Origin of the sequence: Brenneria alni (assembly GCF_003666245.1) — a bacterium.
Classification (GTDB): domain Bacteria; phylum Pseudomonadota; class Gammaproteobacteria; order Enterobacterales; family Enterobacteriaceae; genus Brenneria; species Brenneria alni.
This window is the reverse complement of sequence record NZ_MJLZ01000007.1, coordinates 97,789-115,474: the sequence shown is the minus strand read 5'-3', so window position 1 is coordinate 115,474 and position 17,686 is coordinate 97,789. Positions and strand designations below refer to the sequence as shown.

The following is a 17,686-nucleotide window of genomic DNA, read 5'->3' as shown; positions in this document are numbered from 1 at the left end:
CGGTTGAGTTTCGCTGGGACGGAGACCAACTGGCGGTGCAGCGGCACTGTCTGGCGGACGGTACGGCGGCGCGGGAAGTGCAGTGGGTGTATGAGCCGGGGAGCTACCGGCCGCTGGCGCAGGTGGAGGCGAAAGGAGAGGCGACGCGGCTGCACTATATCGTGACGGACGTGGCGGGTACGGCGCGGGAGCTGTGCAGCGAAGAGGGAAATAATGACGGATTATCTGAGAAATAACCTTAAATAACAGCAGATTGTTTTTTTAGGGTTTCCCCTTCGCGTAAAGAATTGCGCTGAGGTGGGCGGGAGCGCCGGGTGAGCGGCAGGACGCCGCGAAAGCCAGTGCCGCGCCGGGAGCGCGTCACTGGCGGCCCGACCAGCGGTCACGAACGCCGAAGGCATCGCGCAGCGACGCGATTCCCGCGAAAAGCCCGGGGTCATGGGGCGGCGGCGATTGAGCCGTCCCGTGTCGGGCGCGAGCGGCAACGGTTGCAGAAATCTGCATTGATTAGTGCGCACGAAACCCTCACTGTACCGACAGAAATTCTTTCCCAAATTTGTGGGGATTCCCCAAGGGCGAGGGGGAGCCGTTGGCGGCACCATGAATACCGGTAGTCAGGTATCTTTGGTGTCGCTTTTGATGGTCTTATTGGCAGAAAAATAACCTGAGTCCTGTGAATTTAAAGGACTCAGGTATCAATGCGATCAGATTATCCAGAGAAGTCAGGCTAAGTGCTGCTGGTCAGATTATGTCCAGTCGAGATAGCCGCTTTCCAGTACCCAGACAGCGCCGCCGGGGCACTCTTCGAGGAAGAACCAGACCTCTTCGTGTTTGGCTTTCCACTCTTCCTCCGTTTTGGGGAAAGCCTTTTTGTAGCGTTCTATTTGTTCTTCGGTTGAACCCTCCAGAAATTGGTCGTGTTTGGCGAGTTTGATTTTGCCATCTTCCATCAGGCGCTGGAGGAGTTCAAAGAAAAATGCCTTTCGTTTTTCAAAAGGAAATTTGTCATTCCAGATCTCAGTATTAGGGCAACATACATCCCAAACAGCAGATAATGACATACCCTCTAAAGCTCTGGCCCTTTCTTGATAAAGTTCTTTACTTATCATCATGTTATTACCTGAATTTTATTTCAATACGTTTGACGTTTTCACCAACGACCTTTGATACGTTAGGATCTTGCAGTATTTCCACCGTCCAGCGAGCTTTGGTCTTATCAGAACTGGAAGAGATACTACGTAGGTTAATCTTGGAACCGTCAGCCAGTTCCGCCGTCCAGACTTTACCCGGTGCGGTTTCCTTAAACGCCACGCCGCCGGTCAGCGATTGCGCATAGTTACGAATCTCCCGGTCGCTGAGGCTTTCGCTGTTAAAAACTTTGGTGGTGCCGGACTTGTTGCTGCCGCCTTCACCGGTGACCTGAGTGAGACTACGCCCGTATAGGGTCAGGCTACTCTGGTTTTGATTTCTGTCGAACAGCTTAATGAGTTCATCAGTGTGATATTTTTGTACGTCGCGCAGGTAATCCGACGCCTGATACGGGTATTGTCCTGCCGCCAGGGTTCCCTGACTGGCGGATTTGCCCGATTTGCCCAGAGTTGCCAGGGAAACGATTACCGACTCAGCATACCCCAGCGTTTCTATCGTTTCGCGTGACCATCCGGTGATACTGGCAGCGCTTTCAACCCACTGGTTGCGGGCAAATAGCTGGTTGTCGGCTATTTTATCTGCCTGAGTATAGGTGAATAACTGCTCCATATCATACCCGGCATAGACAGGGTAATTCCCGGTACGTTGCCGTTCTTTCTGCACCCAGTAGTTGGCGAGTAGACCGTCTTCTTCGCGGGTGACCGGGTATTTTTCCATCAGCGCGTCATAGCGTAGGCGCTCGGCGGAACTTAGGGACTCCTGCGCCACACAGTTAATCTGGCGACAGGACGCGGCTAACAGGCGCTCTTCTTTTTCTTCGTTGCCATCAGCCAGTTCCCTGATTGCCTGTATTTCATCAAGGTGCAACTGGCGATTGAAACGCTCAACAATTTCACCGGCATTGGCGCCACTGTTTACGCCACTGGATTTCCCTGTAGCCAATGCGCCAGCAAAGGCGCCGGCGACACGGCTGATTTGCGCCTGTTGTTCCTGCCAGCCTTCTGTTTTTACCAAATTATCATTGATGATAATCCCGGCGAGTTCCGCCGCCAGCGCGCCCGCCGCCGCGCCTTTAGCGTTGCCGCCGCCAATTTCGGCGGCGACGCCGGCCACCACGGCATGGCTCACCGCTTTGCCCGGTACGCCCAGTATCTGGCCGTTATCCCCTATCAGGCCAGCGCCTTCGGCATGAAGCTGCCCGCCGACATTCGCCAGTAACGCATCGGTGAAGTTGTCTTTAAAACTGCCGCCGTTGACGGCGGTATACAGGCTGGAGCTGATAACCGACTGCCCGGCGACGCGCTGGGCGACCTTGTTCCAGTCGCCGTTGCTGAGTATCGGCAGTTTAGCCTGGGCCGGGTCGGGGGTGGCGGCGCCGTTGGCGGCTTTATCCAAGCCCATGACGGAGTCAAAACCGGATAATGCCCCGCCAATCACCATCGAGCTAACCAGCGATTTGACGGAATCGCTGCTGCCCAGCGCGTGCAGGGTTTTGGACAGATTACCCTGATTATCCACCAGCGAGACGGCGGCCTGAGAGGTGAGGGCGGTCATGCCGGAGTAAGCGGCGCCATGAATCACGGTGGCGGTCATACCGGCGGCGCCGGTGGCGGAGACGGCCCCGTTGGCGGCCATCATGGCAAGCCCGGAGCCGGCGGTGACTGCGGCGACGGCAATGGCGATAACCGCCCCCACCACCGGGTTCAGGCTCTGGCTTTTCTGGTCCCAACTGCTGTAGGCATCCTGCACCGCACGCCATTGCACATCGTCGCGGGTATCCAATCCTTTCATCCACTCCATGCCCGGCGTATTGCCGAACGCCAGCAAGGCATTTTGCAGCGACTGGGCCTGTTGGGTTTTGACATCGGCGGTGATGCCGGTTGCCGCCTCAATAGTCAGTTCGCCGCCGAGGTGAATGCTGGGCAGCAGCCAGGTATCCTGGGTGTAGCCCTTGTCGGCGCTTTTAATAAAGAACCCTTTGGCGGTGGAAATGGTCTGTTCGAACGTGGTGTTTTTTACCGCCTTAAAGTTGACGCTTCCATTGGTGCTGGTCAGCCGCGCATTCTCGCCCGCGTTGATTTTGCTGGCTTCATAGGTGCTGTCGTCACGGCTTAACAGGCTGATATCGCCGCCAGCGGTAAATTCGGCCACCTTGTTGGTGACATCATGGCGGATTTGGCGAACGGTGACTTTCTTGCCGTACCATTTACGCTTGTGCGTGATTTTTTCGTACAGGTTGCTCTCTTCCATTGCCTGGGCATAAAGAAATCCCCCTTTGGCCGCCGCATCGAGCGCGCCTTTGGCGATAAGCCGCGTCGCCTGGAAAAGTATGCTGCCGTTGGAAAGCAGGGTGAGCGCACCGCCGCTGTCCAGCGTGGTGTTCTGCTGGGTGATGGATTCAGTATGCTCGTGGTCGCCTGCCTGGTAGAGACGGTTGGCGACGGCATTGAACGCCATGCTGCCGTTGGCGCTCAATGTCATGTCATTGCCCGATGAGAAATTCGCGCCATCGGTACGCAACGTATCCTGGGCGGTAACGGTTAATTTGTTGTCGGCGTGTAATTCCGCGACGACATGGCGCTCATCTTTATCGTTGTCTTCCGCTTCGTCGTTTTCCGCCGCCAGAGCGGAATAGCCGAGTGCCGGCATCAGCACCCGGCGTCCGGCAGAGACGGTGATATCCTTGCCCGCCGTGGCGTGCAGCGCCTGCCCGTTAATGTCCGTGCCGCTGAACAGGCTGAGGTGGTTGCCCGCGTTCAGGGTACTGCGCAGTTCGGGCGTGCGTGATGAGGAGAAATAGCGCGACAGGTTGTCAGGGAGTTTACGGGGCGTCAGGTCAATGTGCTGCGTGGCGCTCAGGGTAATATCCCGGTCTGCGGCGATAGAAGCCCCCTGGAGTGTCAGTGCGCCGTTGGCGTTGAGCGCAACTGAATCGCTGGCATTGAGTTGACCGGTAGTGGCGGGCGGCAGGTCAACTTTTTCCTGCCGGGGTTCATTGCTGAGGGCGGTTTTGATGCGCCGGTAGGAGAATGACGCCGGGTTGTTTTCGATAAGAAGGTCCTTGCCCGCCGTCAGGCTGATATTGCGTCCGGGCGTGAAGACGATGTTGCTCAGGGAGAGGTCTTTGCCCGCAGTGACGGACAAATCGCCGCTGACAGCCAATGAACTCTTTTCCTCGCCGCCGTTGCTGTAATGGGCATACGTACCATAAAACCGCGGGCTTTCGCTGGTGCGGAAGGTTACGTCGCCGGTGCGTGCGGCGATATTGAGATGTTCCGCCTTGATATTACTTTGCCAGCCGGTGATGTGACCGGCGGCCAGAAGAGAGGCGGTCTGCCTGGTAGAAATATCGCTTTTCTTAAGGTTGATATTCTCCTCGGCAATCAGTGAAATATTTTCTCTGCCGTATAGATTATCCGTACTGGTGATGTTCTTTGCCGTAAGGGTAATATTGTCGGCGGATAGCGTATTGAAGTGAATTAACGGGTCGATGACCTCATCGGCGTTATCCAGCTCTGCGGGCTCGGGCGTAATAATATTAATCGTCTCGTTGAAATCGGCGACGATGCTGTCTCTGGCGGTGACTTTGCTTTCCCGGTGTTTTTTTATATCCCAGACGATAGCATCACCGGTGCTGGTAAAGTAATAGGTTTCATTATTCTGCCTGTCAGCCTGAAAGATGTTTTCCATTGTTAAGCTGGCAACAAGGGGCAGTTGGGTATTTTCATAGGTTTTATAGAAATTAATAAAACCCGATGTTCTGCCTTCTATATTCAGCCGGTCCCCGGTCAGGAAAAGGCTCTGGTCTGCGGAGAGGTTGCCGACGATATTGTTGAGTTCCGTGGCGTTGATATAGAGATTACCGCCGGAGGTTATTTGCGGCGTGTCGCCATCCAGCAGGGTGTTGTAGTGGTATCTTTTGAAGTTGACGTAGTTTAAGGCTGCGAAGGTTATCAAATCGAACCAGTTCTGGTTCTTATGTTCGTCAAAGTCAAGTGCGCCATAAACACGGATATAGGTATCATCAGGCGTCAATTTCCAGCCCAGCATTTCACCTAAAGCAAGCCCTTCCGGGGCGTTAACCTCGGTCTTTTCATCCGTTATCTGATTAAAAACATTATTCAACTGCTCGGTACGAATGACCATATCCCCGCGGCGGGTTTTTATGGTTCCTGAGCGGTTTTCGACTTGCCGGCCTTTATTTCCCTGCGCGTCTTTCTGGATCCATAAATTGTTTCTGGCGGTAATCGTCCCCTGAATATTGGCCAGATTATCGCTGAACAGGCGCATATCCCGCTCGGCGTAAAGCGTCCCTCTGTTATCCAGCGTCGTTGCGGTCAGGGTGATATCGCGTTCGGCTGTTACCGTCGCGCCCGCGCTGATATCGGCTTGCGGCGCATTCAGATTCAGATCGGTTTTGGCATTAACGTCAGCCAACTGGATCTTGCCGTTGGCGCTAAGTGTGATGCCCTGCTGGGTTGAGGTGAGGTCGGCCAGGTTGACGCCGACGCCTTCCTCACCTGCGACCAGCCGGATTTTATTGGCGTACATGCCGCCCAGCGCTTTAGTGTCCACTGCCAGTTGTGGTTTGGCGTCTTCACCGGTAATGGGGGTAATCGAACCCTCGGTGAAACTCACCCGGTTGGCACCCTGCGTCAGCGACAGGTTTTTGGCGCTGATTTTCCCGTTCAGTTCGGTGGCGCGGCTGAGGATATCGACATAGTCCTGCGTACTGGCGTCCAGCCCGTTGCTGCCAATGACCACGCTGCCTTTTTTCACTTCCAGCGCCTCGAGCGCGCCTTGTTTGTCAAACTGCGGCGCTCCGGTGGTGAGCGTCACGCCGGGCGTATTGATAAAGCCGCAGCCGTCACAGGTGATGCCGTTGGGGTTGGCGATCAGCACGTTGGCTTTATCGCCGAACACTTCCACCTTGCCTTGCAGGTTGGAACGGGCGGTTCCGGTGACTTCATTGATAATTAAACCCGCGGCGTTGCCTTTGAGGTTGGCGTTGGCGTCAAGCTGCCCGGCCAACGCTGATTTACCGGCTGCCGTGCTGTTGTTCAGCACTGCCCCCGGCGTGTCGACGCTGAAGTCTTTATAGGTGTTGTGTGAAATACCGGCGCGATTGGGTGTGGCGATATTGACGACCGGCACGTCGCCGGTATGGTTGACCTGCGTGCGGGGGCTATCCGGCGTCAGCGCGCCAAACGCCGGGTGCAGCGGCTGGATAGCGGTCAGATATATCAGCAGATAGCTGAGGCCGCGGGTGGCGCGGTTATTGAAGGTTTCCATGTGACTTTCCTTGTTTTCCTTTTGCGGTAAGTGTGTGACTTAATGAAAAAAAGCACTGACGGGCAGGGTGATCTGCCAGTAAAGCACGGCGTTATCAGGGCGCAGACCATGCGGGAAATGCAGCGGAACGCCGAGTGAAAGGGATTGATTGACCGAGCGGGAGGCGGCGGCCAGACCGAGTGCCGCGCCGGTCATATTGCCGCCATCCACTTTGCCGGTTTTACCTGCAATCCAGCCGCTGTCCAGCGCGGTGGTTAACGACAGGTCGCCCAGCAGCGGCAGGGTGGCGAACTGCCAGTTCAGTTCGTTGCGCCAGTAAAAACCGCGGTTGCCGGTCAGCGTCTGTTCTTTAAAGCCCCGCACGGAATAGTCGCCGCCGAGTGAAATACGTTGGTGGGTATACAGGTTATCGGGCGTGGTTTGCCCGTAGGCGGAAGTCAGGAAATACAGCGAGGGCGTCAGCGGATAGAAATAGCTGCTGCTCAGTGCGAATTTACGGAATTCACTGCGTGGCATACCGCGGGTATCGTCGGTAGCGCCCCAGGCTCTCAAGCCGTGACTGAATGTCGGGTTCAGAGTGAAATAGCCGCCTGCCAGCGTGGCGCTATAGCTGAAGCCGGTGCTGATGCTGCTTAGTGAGGGGCTGCTGATACTGAGACGCTCATCCGCCAGCGTGTTTTCGGTGCGGCGGCGGCTTAATGCGCTTTCCAGCGCCAGCTTTTGTTTGCCGTCCCGGTACAGCGTTCTGCTGATCTGTAGCCGATGGGTGTTGCTTTGACCTTCATAGCGATAATGCTGGCGGCCTGCGGCAACTGGCTGAAAGAAGTCATTCCAGACGTACTGATAAGCCAGCGTCCAGTAGCCGTAGGGCAGCGATACGCCGCCGGACAGTGCGCGGCTGCCGTAGCGGTGGCTGAATGCGCTGTCGCGGCTGGCGGAGAGCCACCAGCGATCGGCCAGCCGCAATGGGTTGTCTAAGGCGATATTGGCGAAGAGTTGCTCACGGCCAGTGCTTTTTTGTCCGCTGTTGTCCACACCTACGGTGAACTCAACCGGTGTCTTATGCGCGGCACGTTGCAGGATGGCAACTGAACCGCCCGCCTGTTTGCCGGGCCGAATATCAACGGTAATTTGCTGTGACGGCAGGCGGTTTAGCTGCTCCATGCCCTGCTCAAGATCCCGCAGATTGAGAATACGGCCCGTCAGATCGGGAAAGGCCATGTTTATCGCCTGCGGCGTTTCACCATCAAGTTCAATCGCCTCCAGTGTGCCTTCGCTAACGCTGATGGTTAGCGTACCGCCGGAGAGATCCTGCTCCTGCAAATAGGCCTGACTGGTAATATAGCCGTGGGTAAGGTAGCGGTTGGTGGTTTCTCGCACCGCGTTATTGATGGCGGTCAGATCGAGGCAGCGGTGCTGATAACGTTGCTGAATGACAGACCTGTCTTTGGCGGAAAGGTGCTCGGCGCCGCGAAAGGCGACATTCTGGATAGGAAAACAGGGGCCTTGTGTGGTTGGTGGTGGCGCGATCGCCGGGATATGCAGATCGGTGGCGTTTTCCAGTGATAAACGCTGCTGTCTGGCCTGGTCGAGCAGCGCTTTTTGCTGTTGTTCCAGTGAATCACGGTCTGTCGGGTTGATGGGGCTGGCGGCAAGGGCTGAGAAGGTGATAGTCAGCAAAAAAAGGCATAAAGAGCAGATGGATTTACACAAAATGAACGCATCCTTACGTTAACTTACATCTGTGACTATATTACAAATGGCCTGAGGCTTTGCTATTGATAAATAAGGGGTAAGGTAAATTCAGCAGAGTTAACTGAAAAGGACAGACTTTTTGGATAGCAGCCCTACATGCCGTTGCTTAAAGTCGAAAAGCCGGGAGAAATATGTGGGTAAAGGATTTATGGTATTTTTTATCAAATAGTTATATTTATTAGTTAGTTGTTTTGCAATTCATCGTTGGGTGAATTGCAATGGACTGGTTAATAAAATGCAATTATCGAGGTTAATCAGGTGTGACGGAAATGACATAACGGGCTGTTGATCTCCGCGCATTGAAGAGGGGCGGTGGTCGATAATTTCGGCGGGCCAGATATGTTTCACATCGTTATTTGAAATCGGCATACGGGGTCAGCGGTTGGGGCGGACTGTCCAGATTGCCCTGCCAGCCTGCGGCGGAGTAGCGCAGGTAAATCATGCCGTGGCTGGGGGTGTAGTCTTTGGCTTCCTGAATATCGACGCCGGCCCCCAGTGTCCAGTGTGATCCGAGTCGGCGTTCGACCACCGCTCGCACGGTGTAGCCAAATCCACTGCTGCCGCTACTGCCCGCTTCAATATCGTTTCTGTCGCTGATGCTGCTGTTGACCAGGCCGGATAACGGGTAACGCCGCTGGTCTTTGGAGGATGAGCGTGACCAGGAGAGGGAACCGCCCACTTCCCATGACCAGTTTGCGGTGCGCTGGCGGTAGTTAACCGGCACGCCCACGGAGAAATAGTGTTGCGGGCTGTAGTAACCGCCCTGGCCGAGCGAATAGTTACTTAAATCCTTTTGATAATGCCACCACATGTTGTTGAGTCCGACGGTAAGGCGGCGGTTATCCTGATTAACGATTTTGTAGTAATAGCCCGCCATTGCTCGGATACGGTAATTATCGGCCACATTTTTGCCGGTGATTTGATGAGCGCTGAAGTCGCTCCAGACGCCGTGCGCTTCACCCCGATCGTAGTTTAGCCCCAGTGCGGCGCCGCTTGCGCGAACGCCACCCCAGGTGATGCCAGTCCCCGGATCTTTGGCGCCGCCGAAAGCCAGCAGGGAACTGGAAATTGGCCGCCGCGAGGCGCTGGCAGTCCAGCCAACCGCCCCCCAGTCACTGCTGTAACTGGCGCCGCCCACTACATCAACCACCTCAAAACCGATCGGCGTGGTGCCGATATCCACGGCCCAGCGATCATTTTTCCAGCCTGCGGCAATGCTGGTGCCACTGGTTTTCTGCGTTTTACCGCCGGAGCAGTCACGTGCTGCACAGGTGCCGAATGTTTCACGATAGGTTCCGTTGGCGGTTGAGAACGAACCCGCGTTTAGTTGGATGGTATCAGCGCGGAGAAATGCCCGTCCGTCATTCCAGGGCATGTCCGCCTGCAACATGGTGTCATGGGCTTTCAGGTTGGAAATGCCGCCAGTGCCGCTGGAACGCCAGTAGTCGTGGTCAAGGGTGACGTTAACATCCTGCTGGCGGTATAAGTCGGCGGCGTCGGCGCGGATCCCCCGTTTTAGCCAGTCATCCGCAGGATTATTGCGCGTCAACCGGGTGTAAGCGTCGTTATCCTGTGGCAAAACCGGTGTGATGCCGCTGGCAACCATCGCCTGTCGGTAATCCTGTTGCGCCTGTTGTGGCCGCGACTGCTGTTGTTCAAACCGGGCGGTATCGCGGTAAATCAATGCCTTGTCCTGACCGGGCGCTTCGTTCTGCGCGTCGATTTTAAGCTGCTGAAAAAGTGTTGCCGCCTGCGGAATATTACCGACAGCCTGCCAGGCGTTGGCGATCCGCCGCCGGCTGTTGAGTGTGCTATCGGTTTGATCGGCGGGCTGCTGTAAGCGCAGCCGTGCCTGATCTAACCGCCCTTGTGCGATAAAGGCTTCAATCTCGCCCAGCCGCGCATCGGGGTTTTGTGGTTCGTGCGCGATGACCTGTTGATAACCCGCCAGCGCTTCGCTGTATTCGCCACGCGCCAACGCCCAGTCCGCCAGTTCAAGATCAATACGCGGATTGGCCGGTTGCTGGCGCAGGTAGGCTATCGCACCGGGTTCATTACCGGCGTCACGCATGGTCTGTGCGCGGGACAGGGTGGTTTGCAGCGTCAGGCGTTGCGACAATTCATGCATATCACTGCTCCACTGTGCGGTGGGCAGCGTATTTAACTGTGCCAGCGCCTGGGCGTCCCGTTCGGTGGAAGAGAGATAAAGCGCGTACACATAATTTTTCTCAGCGTTGACGGGGGGTTGAGAGGCAATGTGCCGCAACATGTTATCCGCCTGCTGAAATTGCCCGAGACGGCGCAAGGTCTGGGCATAGCGGTAAGCCAGCCAGACATCGTTGGGAGCCTGCTGCTGTGCCTGACGGTATTTGTCGGCGGCCTGCGTCCATTGCTGCTGTTCAAAAAGCTGATCGGCCTGCTGTTTCTGAATGTCGAGTTGCAGGCTGTTGAGCGTATCACGCAGCGTATTTTGCTGGCTGCGTGGCAGGCTGTTGATATAGGCGAGTGCGTTTTCCGGCGATTGCCGCAGGCGGATGTTCACCAGCCCGCGTAGTGCGCCGCCGTTGCCGGGGTCAAGACTTAGGGCCTGCTGATAGTACTGTTGCGCGGCGGGGTGGTTTTTATGGGCGAGCGCGACATCACCCAGACCGATAAGGGCATAAGCATTGGTGTTGTCCAGTTGCCGGGCCTGTAGAAATTTTTGTTGAGCAAGCGTGAGACTGCCTGCTTCCAGCGCGTTGTTGCCGTCTTCAATAGTCATCCAGTAACGCGTACTTTTTATCAGCGCTTGCCATTTTTCAGCGTTACGCTGTTCGGTGTTGGCCTGTAGCGCCTGCTGGAATTGGGTTAACGCTTTCGCCCGATTGCCGGCTCGCAGGTAAACGATGCCGATTGCGCCGATCAGTTCAGGGTCGTTTGGTGATGCGGCTAACGCCTTGTTGAGATCGCTGATAGTGGCAATGTCTCCGCCGCCGCTTTCTATTTGCGCCAGACCACGCAGCCTGGCCTGATAAGCCGGATCGGCCAGCATAGTTTGCTGTTGGTTTAGCTTCGTGCGCGCAGCTTCGGCCCGCTCACTTTCCCCAAATACCGCCAGAAAGCGGTTTAATGACGCAACACTTTGCGGCGTGACGTCCCTTCTGCCGATAATTTCCAGCCACAGGGCGGCGGCGGGGTCGCTCCCGCCGGGATCAGACGCGAGTTGTTGCAGTATCTCGTAAGCCTGTTGGTCGCGGTTCTGGCTGAATAACAGGCGTGCCAGCGCGAGGCGTAACGGCACGTTGCCGGGATAACGCTGATCCAACGTTTCCAGTTGTTTAGTCGCCGCCATTTCCTGATCGGGCAAACGCGCAACCAGACGCCAGTATTCCACGCTGAGATCGAGAGTGGGCGGCTCGCCGTGAAACAGCGCATCGTACTGCGCTTTGGCTTCGGTATAACGGCCAGCGGTGAATAACAAACGGGCCTGCTGTAACTGCTGCCGGGCATCTCCCTGCGTCAGCGCCAGACTCATTTCAGCCTGACGATAAATCGCTGAATCCGGCGCGACCGCTCTCAGTTTTTCCAACTGTTGACGAGCCAGCGGCTGATCGTCCTGACGCAGCGCCAGACGTAGCCGTGCGGCCAAAACCTCCGGGTTGTTCGGATCGATCAGCGCCAGACGGTAAAGTGACTGATCGACCAGATCGTCTTTATAGAGGGCTTCCCCTAAACGTACCTGCTCCATCAGAAACTGTTCGGGTGAAACGGCTTCAGCGCTTTGCGCCAGCGGGATGACGGCCAGATATAAAGGGAACAGGCCGAGCATCGGGTATCTCAGCATGGGTTTTAATCCCTTTCATCAGGCGACAGGCGGCGACGGCTGAACAGTTTCAGTACCCGCCACAATAACCAGGCGACGATGATGACGGTTAGAATGGAAATGATCGCCAGCGCTACCGGGTGGGGCGCCAGCATATGCCAGATTCTCTCCCACCACGGCAGGTGGCCAACATAATAAATATCGCCAACGCGTAAACTGTTAACGCCAGACTCACGGATAACCGCGACCGAACCGAACAGGGCGGCGCGTTTTCCCGTATCGATCAGGGCGTTATTCAATAACGCATAGCCCTGTGGGCTATCTGCCAGCAGCGCCACGATACTGCGTTGAGCATGAAAGGGAGACTGAATACCGATGATAGCGGACATCGGGCTTTCAGAGCGGATGCTCGTTTTACTGTCCGCCCTGGCATCTTCTTCTGGTAAACCCGCGTCTGGTATCGCGCTCTGGCGGATCGGCTGTTTTACCCAGCTTTGGGTTGCATCCACCAGCAGATTGATTTTGTCATCGTCGCGCAGTTCCGGTGGAATGGAACCGATCATCAGGATATCGGTATCCCGCTGCCCGGCTTGTGTCCAGTCATCGCTCAGTTGTACGGACAAGGCCGGGTAACCGGTTTGCGCACCGATATTCCCTAGCGCATTCAGCAGCGCACTCACCTGTGCGGGCGTAGGCTGTTTGTTGACGAGCACCAGCGTTTGCGACAAATCCGCCAGACGGCTGAAGGGGTAGCCCGCATTAACAAATGCGCGCAGATCCGGCATGGCGATAAAGTGACGATAGCCGGAAAAATTGATCGTTGAGTTGCCGTCAATCACCGCATAGTTAACGGTGGGAGTATAGGTTTCGCAACGCTCTGCGGTTCCGCTGGCAAGTAGTGTGGTGTAGTTGAAATCAAAGCGCAGTTGATTGTTTGCTCCCAGTTTTAACGCCGGGATAGTCAGGTTTTTATCCGAATCCCATAATCCCTGGGTTAATGGCAGGCGCAGCAACAATGAATTCTGATCGTGTTCCGGCATCAGGGAAAACGCCTGCACAAACTGGTTATTTAAATTCACGCTCAGGCGCGAGCCGTCTTTGATTTGCGGTGCGGTATAACGATATTTCAGACGTATATCGATGCCCTGACTGCGGATCAGAAAAAGGTCAGGCGGTAGGTTCAGGTTCAGCGAAATAGGATAGGGTGCGATGCCGCTGGTTTGTAGCTGTCCTTCATATTGCTGGAGTTCGGCAAAGGTCATCGGGTGGTTGGTTCGAACCCAGTTCGGGGCATCGTAAGGCTGGCGTGGCGCCAGTTGCTCAACCTTATCAATGACGACGCTCTGCCCGCGAAACAGGATGTTCCCTTGCGTGATCCCTTGCACGGCGGTGATCAGATCGTTGTCATCCCGGCCCTGCACCAGCAGCAGTTTGATATAAGGATTGTCTGGATGGTCGATTATCGAGACGGTCGGCCCCTCGACCGGGGGCGTATCGCGCAGAAAATCCGGGCGCTGCGTGTTGGTGACAAAAACGATGGCATGGCTGTCCGGCAGTTGGTTAAACAGCACCGGGAATGATTGCCCGCGCCATTGTGCCTGGCTACCGAACCAGGATGCCAGGATCGCCGCCGCACGCTGTTGGGCCAGCATCGGCGGGCGGGTAAACACCATCGGCAAGGTCAGTGGCCGGTTATCCCGACGGTCAAAAAAAGGCACCGGGAAAGGGGACAACGCATTTTTCAGGGGCAATTTCTGAAATTGCAAATTAAGCGCACTTGATTTACTCACCTCCAGCCACAGGCTGCTGTTGGCCGGGTTTGCGCAAGTGCCGGGATAATGGCCGATAAATTCCAGGCGCAGGCGGTTAAAGTCGCTGATATAGCGTGGGTCGATGGGCATCTGGAGGCGGCTGGGCTTACCTGGCTGTTCATTGGTAATGGGGGTGACGCCCATCAATTCATCGTTAAGGTAAACCTTGAGGTGAGATTCTATGGGGGTCAGCGCCGGGGAGGGGGTGAATTCCAGATCGAGCGTTGCCTGGGTGACTACTTCATCACTGCGTACGCCGAATTCAATTTGCCCGTCGGGGCGGGTGCCGCGCAGGGAAAAGGCGCCCGGCGCGGGGGCGATTTTTGCAAACAGAAGCGTCACATCCCGTATTGGCGCGTTGGTGTCCTGCGCTACAGCCAGCGCTGTCTCTGGGGCCGGCGTTATGGCTGCCGCAGAAAATGAACTGATGCCTAAAGCAAGGGCGGTAAACCAGGTTATTTTTCTCGTCATCATATCATCATCAATGTTAAGGGCCTGTCTCACCGGTGGGAGAGAGGCGTTAGTCCCGGCCTGCGAACAGCGGCTTAAGCCAGTGTCTTTTCCGGGCTGATTAATTCCGGGCGTCTCCCTACATAGCGCGGAGTCAATGACGTCAGCCACGCAATCAGGGTGGTAAAAGCGATAATGATGTTGCGAATAATCGGCGGGGCATAATCCGCCATACGTAAGTACCCACGGAAACCGAGCGCCAGTACATCTCGCAGGCTTTCGATCGGTTTATCTTCAGGAAAGCTGTCTTGCCATAGCGCCCAGGTATCGGCTCTGGCAAAGGTGCACTGAATAAAATCAATATGCTGGCGGGTCGTCAGGTTCGCCATGCGTAAGCCGATTTTATTGCCGAAAGCCCGGGTGACCTTAAAAGGAAAGGCGTATTCCTGCTGGCCGCGGTTTAACAGCAAAGAGACGTTATCTCCTTCCTGCAACCGCCCGGTTTCACGCATTTCCACGCCTATGCCGCCGTCGGAATAATCACTCAGCATACAAGGGAAAAGGTGGCCGTCCGCACGCATAATGGCTGCCGGCATGGACATTTCAACCCGGTGCGCCTGACGTACCTGTTTCGTCTCCACGGCCACGGCCACCGCGCCGCCGAGAATGGTCATGTTATAGGCAACCCACAGCAGGCTGATGATAACGGTCATGACCTCTTCGGGCGGGCCATAACTCAGACGCCATGCGCCTGCGGCCAGCCCGGCGATATTCAACAGCACCAGCACCAGGTAAGGTCGGGTGATGAACCAGTCAAGATGCTGCTCTTCAACCTGTCCCCCTTTGGCGGTGACGTTAAAGTTTCCTTTGTGCGGGTTAAACAGTGCGACGGTGGTGGGTCTGGCGATGTACCACGCCAGCACGGTTTCATAGACTTCACTCCAGAAAGAGTGACGATAACGCCCCTGAATACGTGAGTTAGTCAGGCTGGCGTGAACCATATGCGGTAAAACATAGAGGGCGATTGCCAGTGCCGGGGCGAAAATAATGTAGGCATGGAGTAACAGAAAGGCTAAAGGGGCGGTAAGGAAAATTAAACGGGGAACGCCCGACAGAAAATGCAGCATGGCGTTGGCATAGCATAGTCGTTGTCCCAGCTTCAGCCCTTTACCCAACAGGGGATTATCCAGCCGGAAAATCTGTACCATCCCTCTGGCCCAGCGGATGCGTTGCCCGATATGCGCCGACAAACTTTCTGTTGCCAGCCCGGCGGCCTGTGGGATGCGGATATAGGCGGAAGAATAGCCGCAGCGATGAAGGCGCAATGACGTATGGGCGTCTTCAGTGACGGTTTCAACCGCAATACCGCCAATTTCATCCAGTGCCGTGCGGCGCAGAATGGCGCACGAGCCACAGAAAAAAGTGGCGTCCCACATGTCGTTACCATCCTGTACCAGTCCGTAGAACAGCGTGCCTTCATTGGGGGTACGGCGAAAACGGCCAAGATTTCGTTCGAACGGATCGGGTGAAAAAAAGTGGTGGGGGGTTTGTAACATCGCCAGCTTTTTGTCTTTAAAGAACCACCCCATGGTAAGTTGCAGGAATGAGCGGGTAGGGACATGGTCGCAGTCGAAAATAGCCACAAATTCCCCATAAGCCTGTTTTAGCGCATGGTTGATGTTCCCGGCTTTCGCATGTTCATGAGTGGCGCGGGCAATGTAATGTATGCCGATCTCTTCCGCGAAGGCTTTGAACTCAGGGCGTCCGCCGTCGTCAAGCAGGTATATATGGAGCTTATCCTTTGGCCAGTCTATGCCCAGCGCGGCATAGAGCGTTGGTTTTACTATACTCAGTGGTTCGTTATAGGTCGGCACCAGCAGATCCACCGTCGGCCAGTCTTTACTTGTTGCCGGTAAGGAAACCGGATAACGGTTAAGCGGCCAGATGGTCTGAAAATAGCCCAGCACCAGTACTACCCAGGCATAGGTTTCCGCCGTCAGCAGCAGCAGGCCGCAGATCAGACTCAGCGGGTCGTCCCAGTTGAGTGTTGTGGTGTAGCGCCACCACAGGTAGCGGCAGGAAATGGTGAAAGACAGTACGATCATCATCAGGGTCGGCATTCGACCCGGCATATGCCGCACAATCATCGCAATGCACCACAGCAGCAGCATAAAAATAAACTGGGATAAAAGATCAAACGGTTGGGTGATGCACAACAGGGCCAGTGCGGCGCATGACAGACTGAGCGCAGTAAACAGCAGCGTGCGCAAGCCATTTGCCTGGTGGCTTTCGGTATTGATGCCGGTACTGACATCCCCGAAACGCAGAAAAAGGTTTTGCAACCGATTCATACCGCGTTGCCGCCAGCGTGACAGCGCTGAAAAATAATTTCTGCGCACGGCGGGGATCGGCCCGTTCCTGATGATTAGCAGCCATAATCCCTGCATAAGATAGCGAAGGAGATCGGCCGGACGGGGGCGCTGGGGCGATAGATGTGGAAACCAATAGCTGTGATGCTGTCGAACCTGCCGCCAGCTATCGGATTCCAGCCGCAGGAAAATCCAACTGAGTATCACCAGAAAAGTCGTAATGCCAGCGGTAAAAGCGGAAGATCCCTGTCGGCGATAGCTATCATAGCGTTGCTGTACCGCCTGACTGGCTGGTGGCGTGAGGAGGAAACGTATTATCTGGCTCATAGCGTCTCTTGCGCCAGATTAATCAGACACCAGTTCGCCAGCGTAATGATTTCCTCCGCCGCGACGCTTTCCGGTCGAGACTCCCCCAGCGGTTGTTTTATGGCCAAAGACTCGGCCAGTGCTTCATCGCGGTGAATAACCAGGGGCAACAGACGATGAAGCGTATGCAGCCATAGCTGATGTAAATCCTGTTGCAACGCACTGATCGCAGAAAACTGATTTATCAGAAAATGGCACTGATTCGGCAGTGCCTGCTGGTGTAGCCGCGTATGGCAGTTGGCGTCGGGGGTAATAACCAGCAAGACCGCATCAGCGGCGGCCAGCGCCTGTCGGATCAGCGGGCTGCTATCCGCCGGTGCGTCAATCAGTATCCAACGGTGTTGCCCGTCAGTATCGATTTGCGCCAGATTGTCCCGCCAGGAGGGAATATGCTGATGGCGTTGTTGCAGCGCGGCGATTTCTATCGGATTAAGTTGGCCGAATGGCAGAAAATCGAGTCCGGGCACATATTGCATGGCGCCTTGCTGCCAGCTCTCGCCATCAGATTCTGCGCGTCCCCAGCCGCGTGGTTGCGCAAAAGACATATTAAAATGGAGGCGTAATAAATTATCTGGCGAAAAATCAATGGCAAGCACCGTTTCCCCCAATTGCTGTAATGCCCATGCCAGTCCGGCGGTGACCGATGTGGTTCCTACCCCGCCTCGAATACCCTGCAAGACAATGACTGGCAT

7 protein-coding genes and 1 pseudogene are annotated in these 17,686 nt (G+C 55.6%); 1 reads left to right on the top strand and 7 read right to left on the bottom strand.

Annotation, left to right across the window (positions count from 1 at the left end; genetic code table 11):
- Positions 1-236, top strand: a pseudogene (locus BIY29_RS05450) (hypothetical protein); the annotation flags it as partial.
- 510 nt (positions 237-746) lie between these two features.
- Here the strand turns inward: BIY29_RS05450 and BIY29_RS05445 are convergent.
- From BIY29_RS05445 to bcsQ, 7 genes are all read right to left on the bottom strand, one after another.
- Positions 747-1,112, bottom strand: a complete 366-nt coding sequence (locus BIY29_RS05445) for a DUF596 domain-containing protein (protein WP_121574134.1) — start codon at positions 1,110-1,112, stop codon at positions 747-749.
- Between the two features lie 4 nt (positions 1,113-1,116).
- A complete protein-coding gene (locus BIY29_RS05440) occupies positions 1,117-6,441 on the bottom strand; it encodes a DUF637 domain-containing protein (protein WP_121574133.1) in 5,325 nt (1,774 codons plus the stop codon).
- A gap of 39 nt (positions 6,442-6,480) precedes the next feature.
- Positions 6,481-8,154 carry a ShlB/FhaC/HecB family hemolysin secretion/activation protein gene (locus BIY29_RS05435; protein ID WP_121574132.1) on the bottom strand — a complete coding sequence of 558 codons (1,674 nt, stop codon included), beginning with the start codon at positions 8,152-8,154 and terminating at the stop codon, positions 6,481-6,483.
- 394 nt (positions 8,155-8,548) lie between these two features.
- Complete coding sequence (gene bcsC, locus BIY29_RS05430) at positions 8,549-12,019, bottom strand: cellulose synthase complex outer membrane protein BcsC (RefSeq protein WP_121574131.1); 3,471 nt, start codon at positions 12,017-12,019, stop codon at positions 8,549-8,551.
- A gap of 5 nt (positions 12,020-12,024) precedes the next feature.
- Positions 12,025-14,280: a cellulose biosynthesis cyclic di-GMP-binding regulatory protein BcsB gene (gene bcsB, locus BIY29_RS05425; protein ID WP_121574140.1), complete on the bottom strand. Its 2,256-nt coding sequence runs from the start codon at positions 14,278-14,280 to the stop codon at positions 12,025-12,027.
- Between the two features lie 74 nt (positions 14,281-14,354).
- Complete coding sequence (gene bcsA, locus BIY29_RS05420; RefSeq protein WP_121574130.1) at positions 14,355-16,955, bottom strand: UDP-forming cellulose synthase catalytic subunit; 2,601 nt, start codon at positions 16,953-16,955, stop codon at positions 14,355-14,357.
- A complete protein-coding gene (gene bcsQ / locus BIY29_RS05415; protein WP_121574129.1) occupies positions 16,952-17,686 on the bottom strand; it encodes a cellulose biosynthesis protein BcsQ in 735 nt (244 codons plus the stop codon). Before bcsQ ends, bcsA begins: the two co-directional genes overlap by 4 nt.

What these genes read in the sequence shown, in the direction of transcription:
- BIY29_RS05445 (WP_121574134.1), bottom strand. Translation starts at nt 1,112, where the DNA reads ATGATGATAAGTAAAGAACTTTATCAAGAAAGGGCCAGAGCTTTAGAG.
- bcsQ (WP_121574129.1), bottom strand. Translation starts at nt 17,686, where the DNA reads ATGCCAGTCATTGTCTTGCAGGGTATTCGAGGCGGGGTAGGAACCACA.
- bcsC (WP_121574131.1), bottom strand. Translation starts at nt 12,019, where the DNA reads ATGCTGAGATACCCGATGCTCGGCCTGTTCCCTTTATATCTGGCCGTC.
- bcsA (WP_121574130.1), bottom strand. Translation starts at nt 16,955, where the DNA reads ATGAGCCAGATAATACGTTTCCTCCTCACGCCACCAGCCAGTCAGGCG.
- BIY29_RS05440 (WP_121574133.1), bottom strand. Translation starts at nt 6,441, where the DNA reads ATGGAAACCTTCAATAACCGCGCCACCCGCGGCCTCAGCTATCTGCTG.
- bcsB (WP_121574140.1), bottom strand. Translation starts at nt 14,280, where the DNA reads ATGACGAGAAAAATAACCTGGTTTACCGCCCTTGCTTTAGGCATCAGT.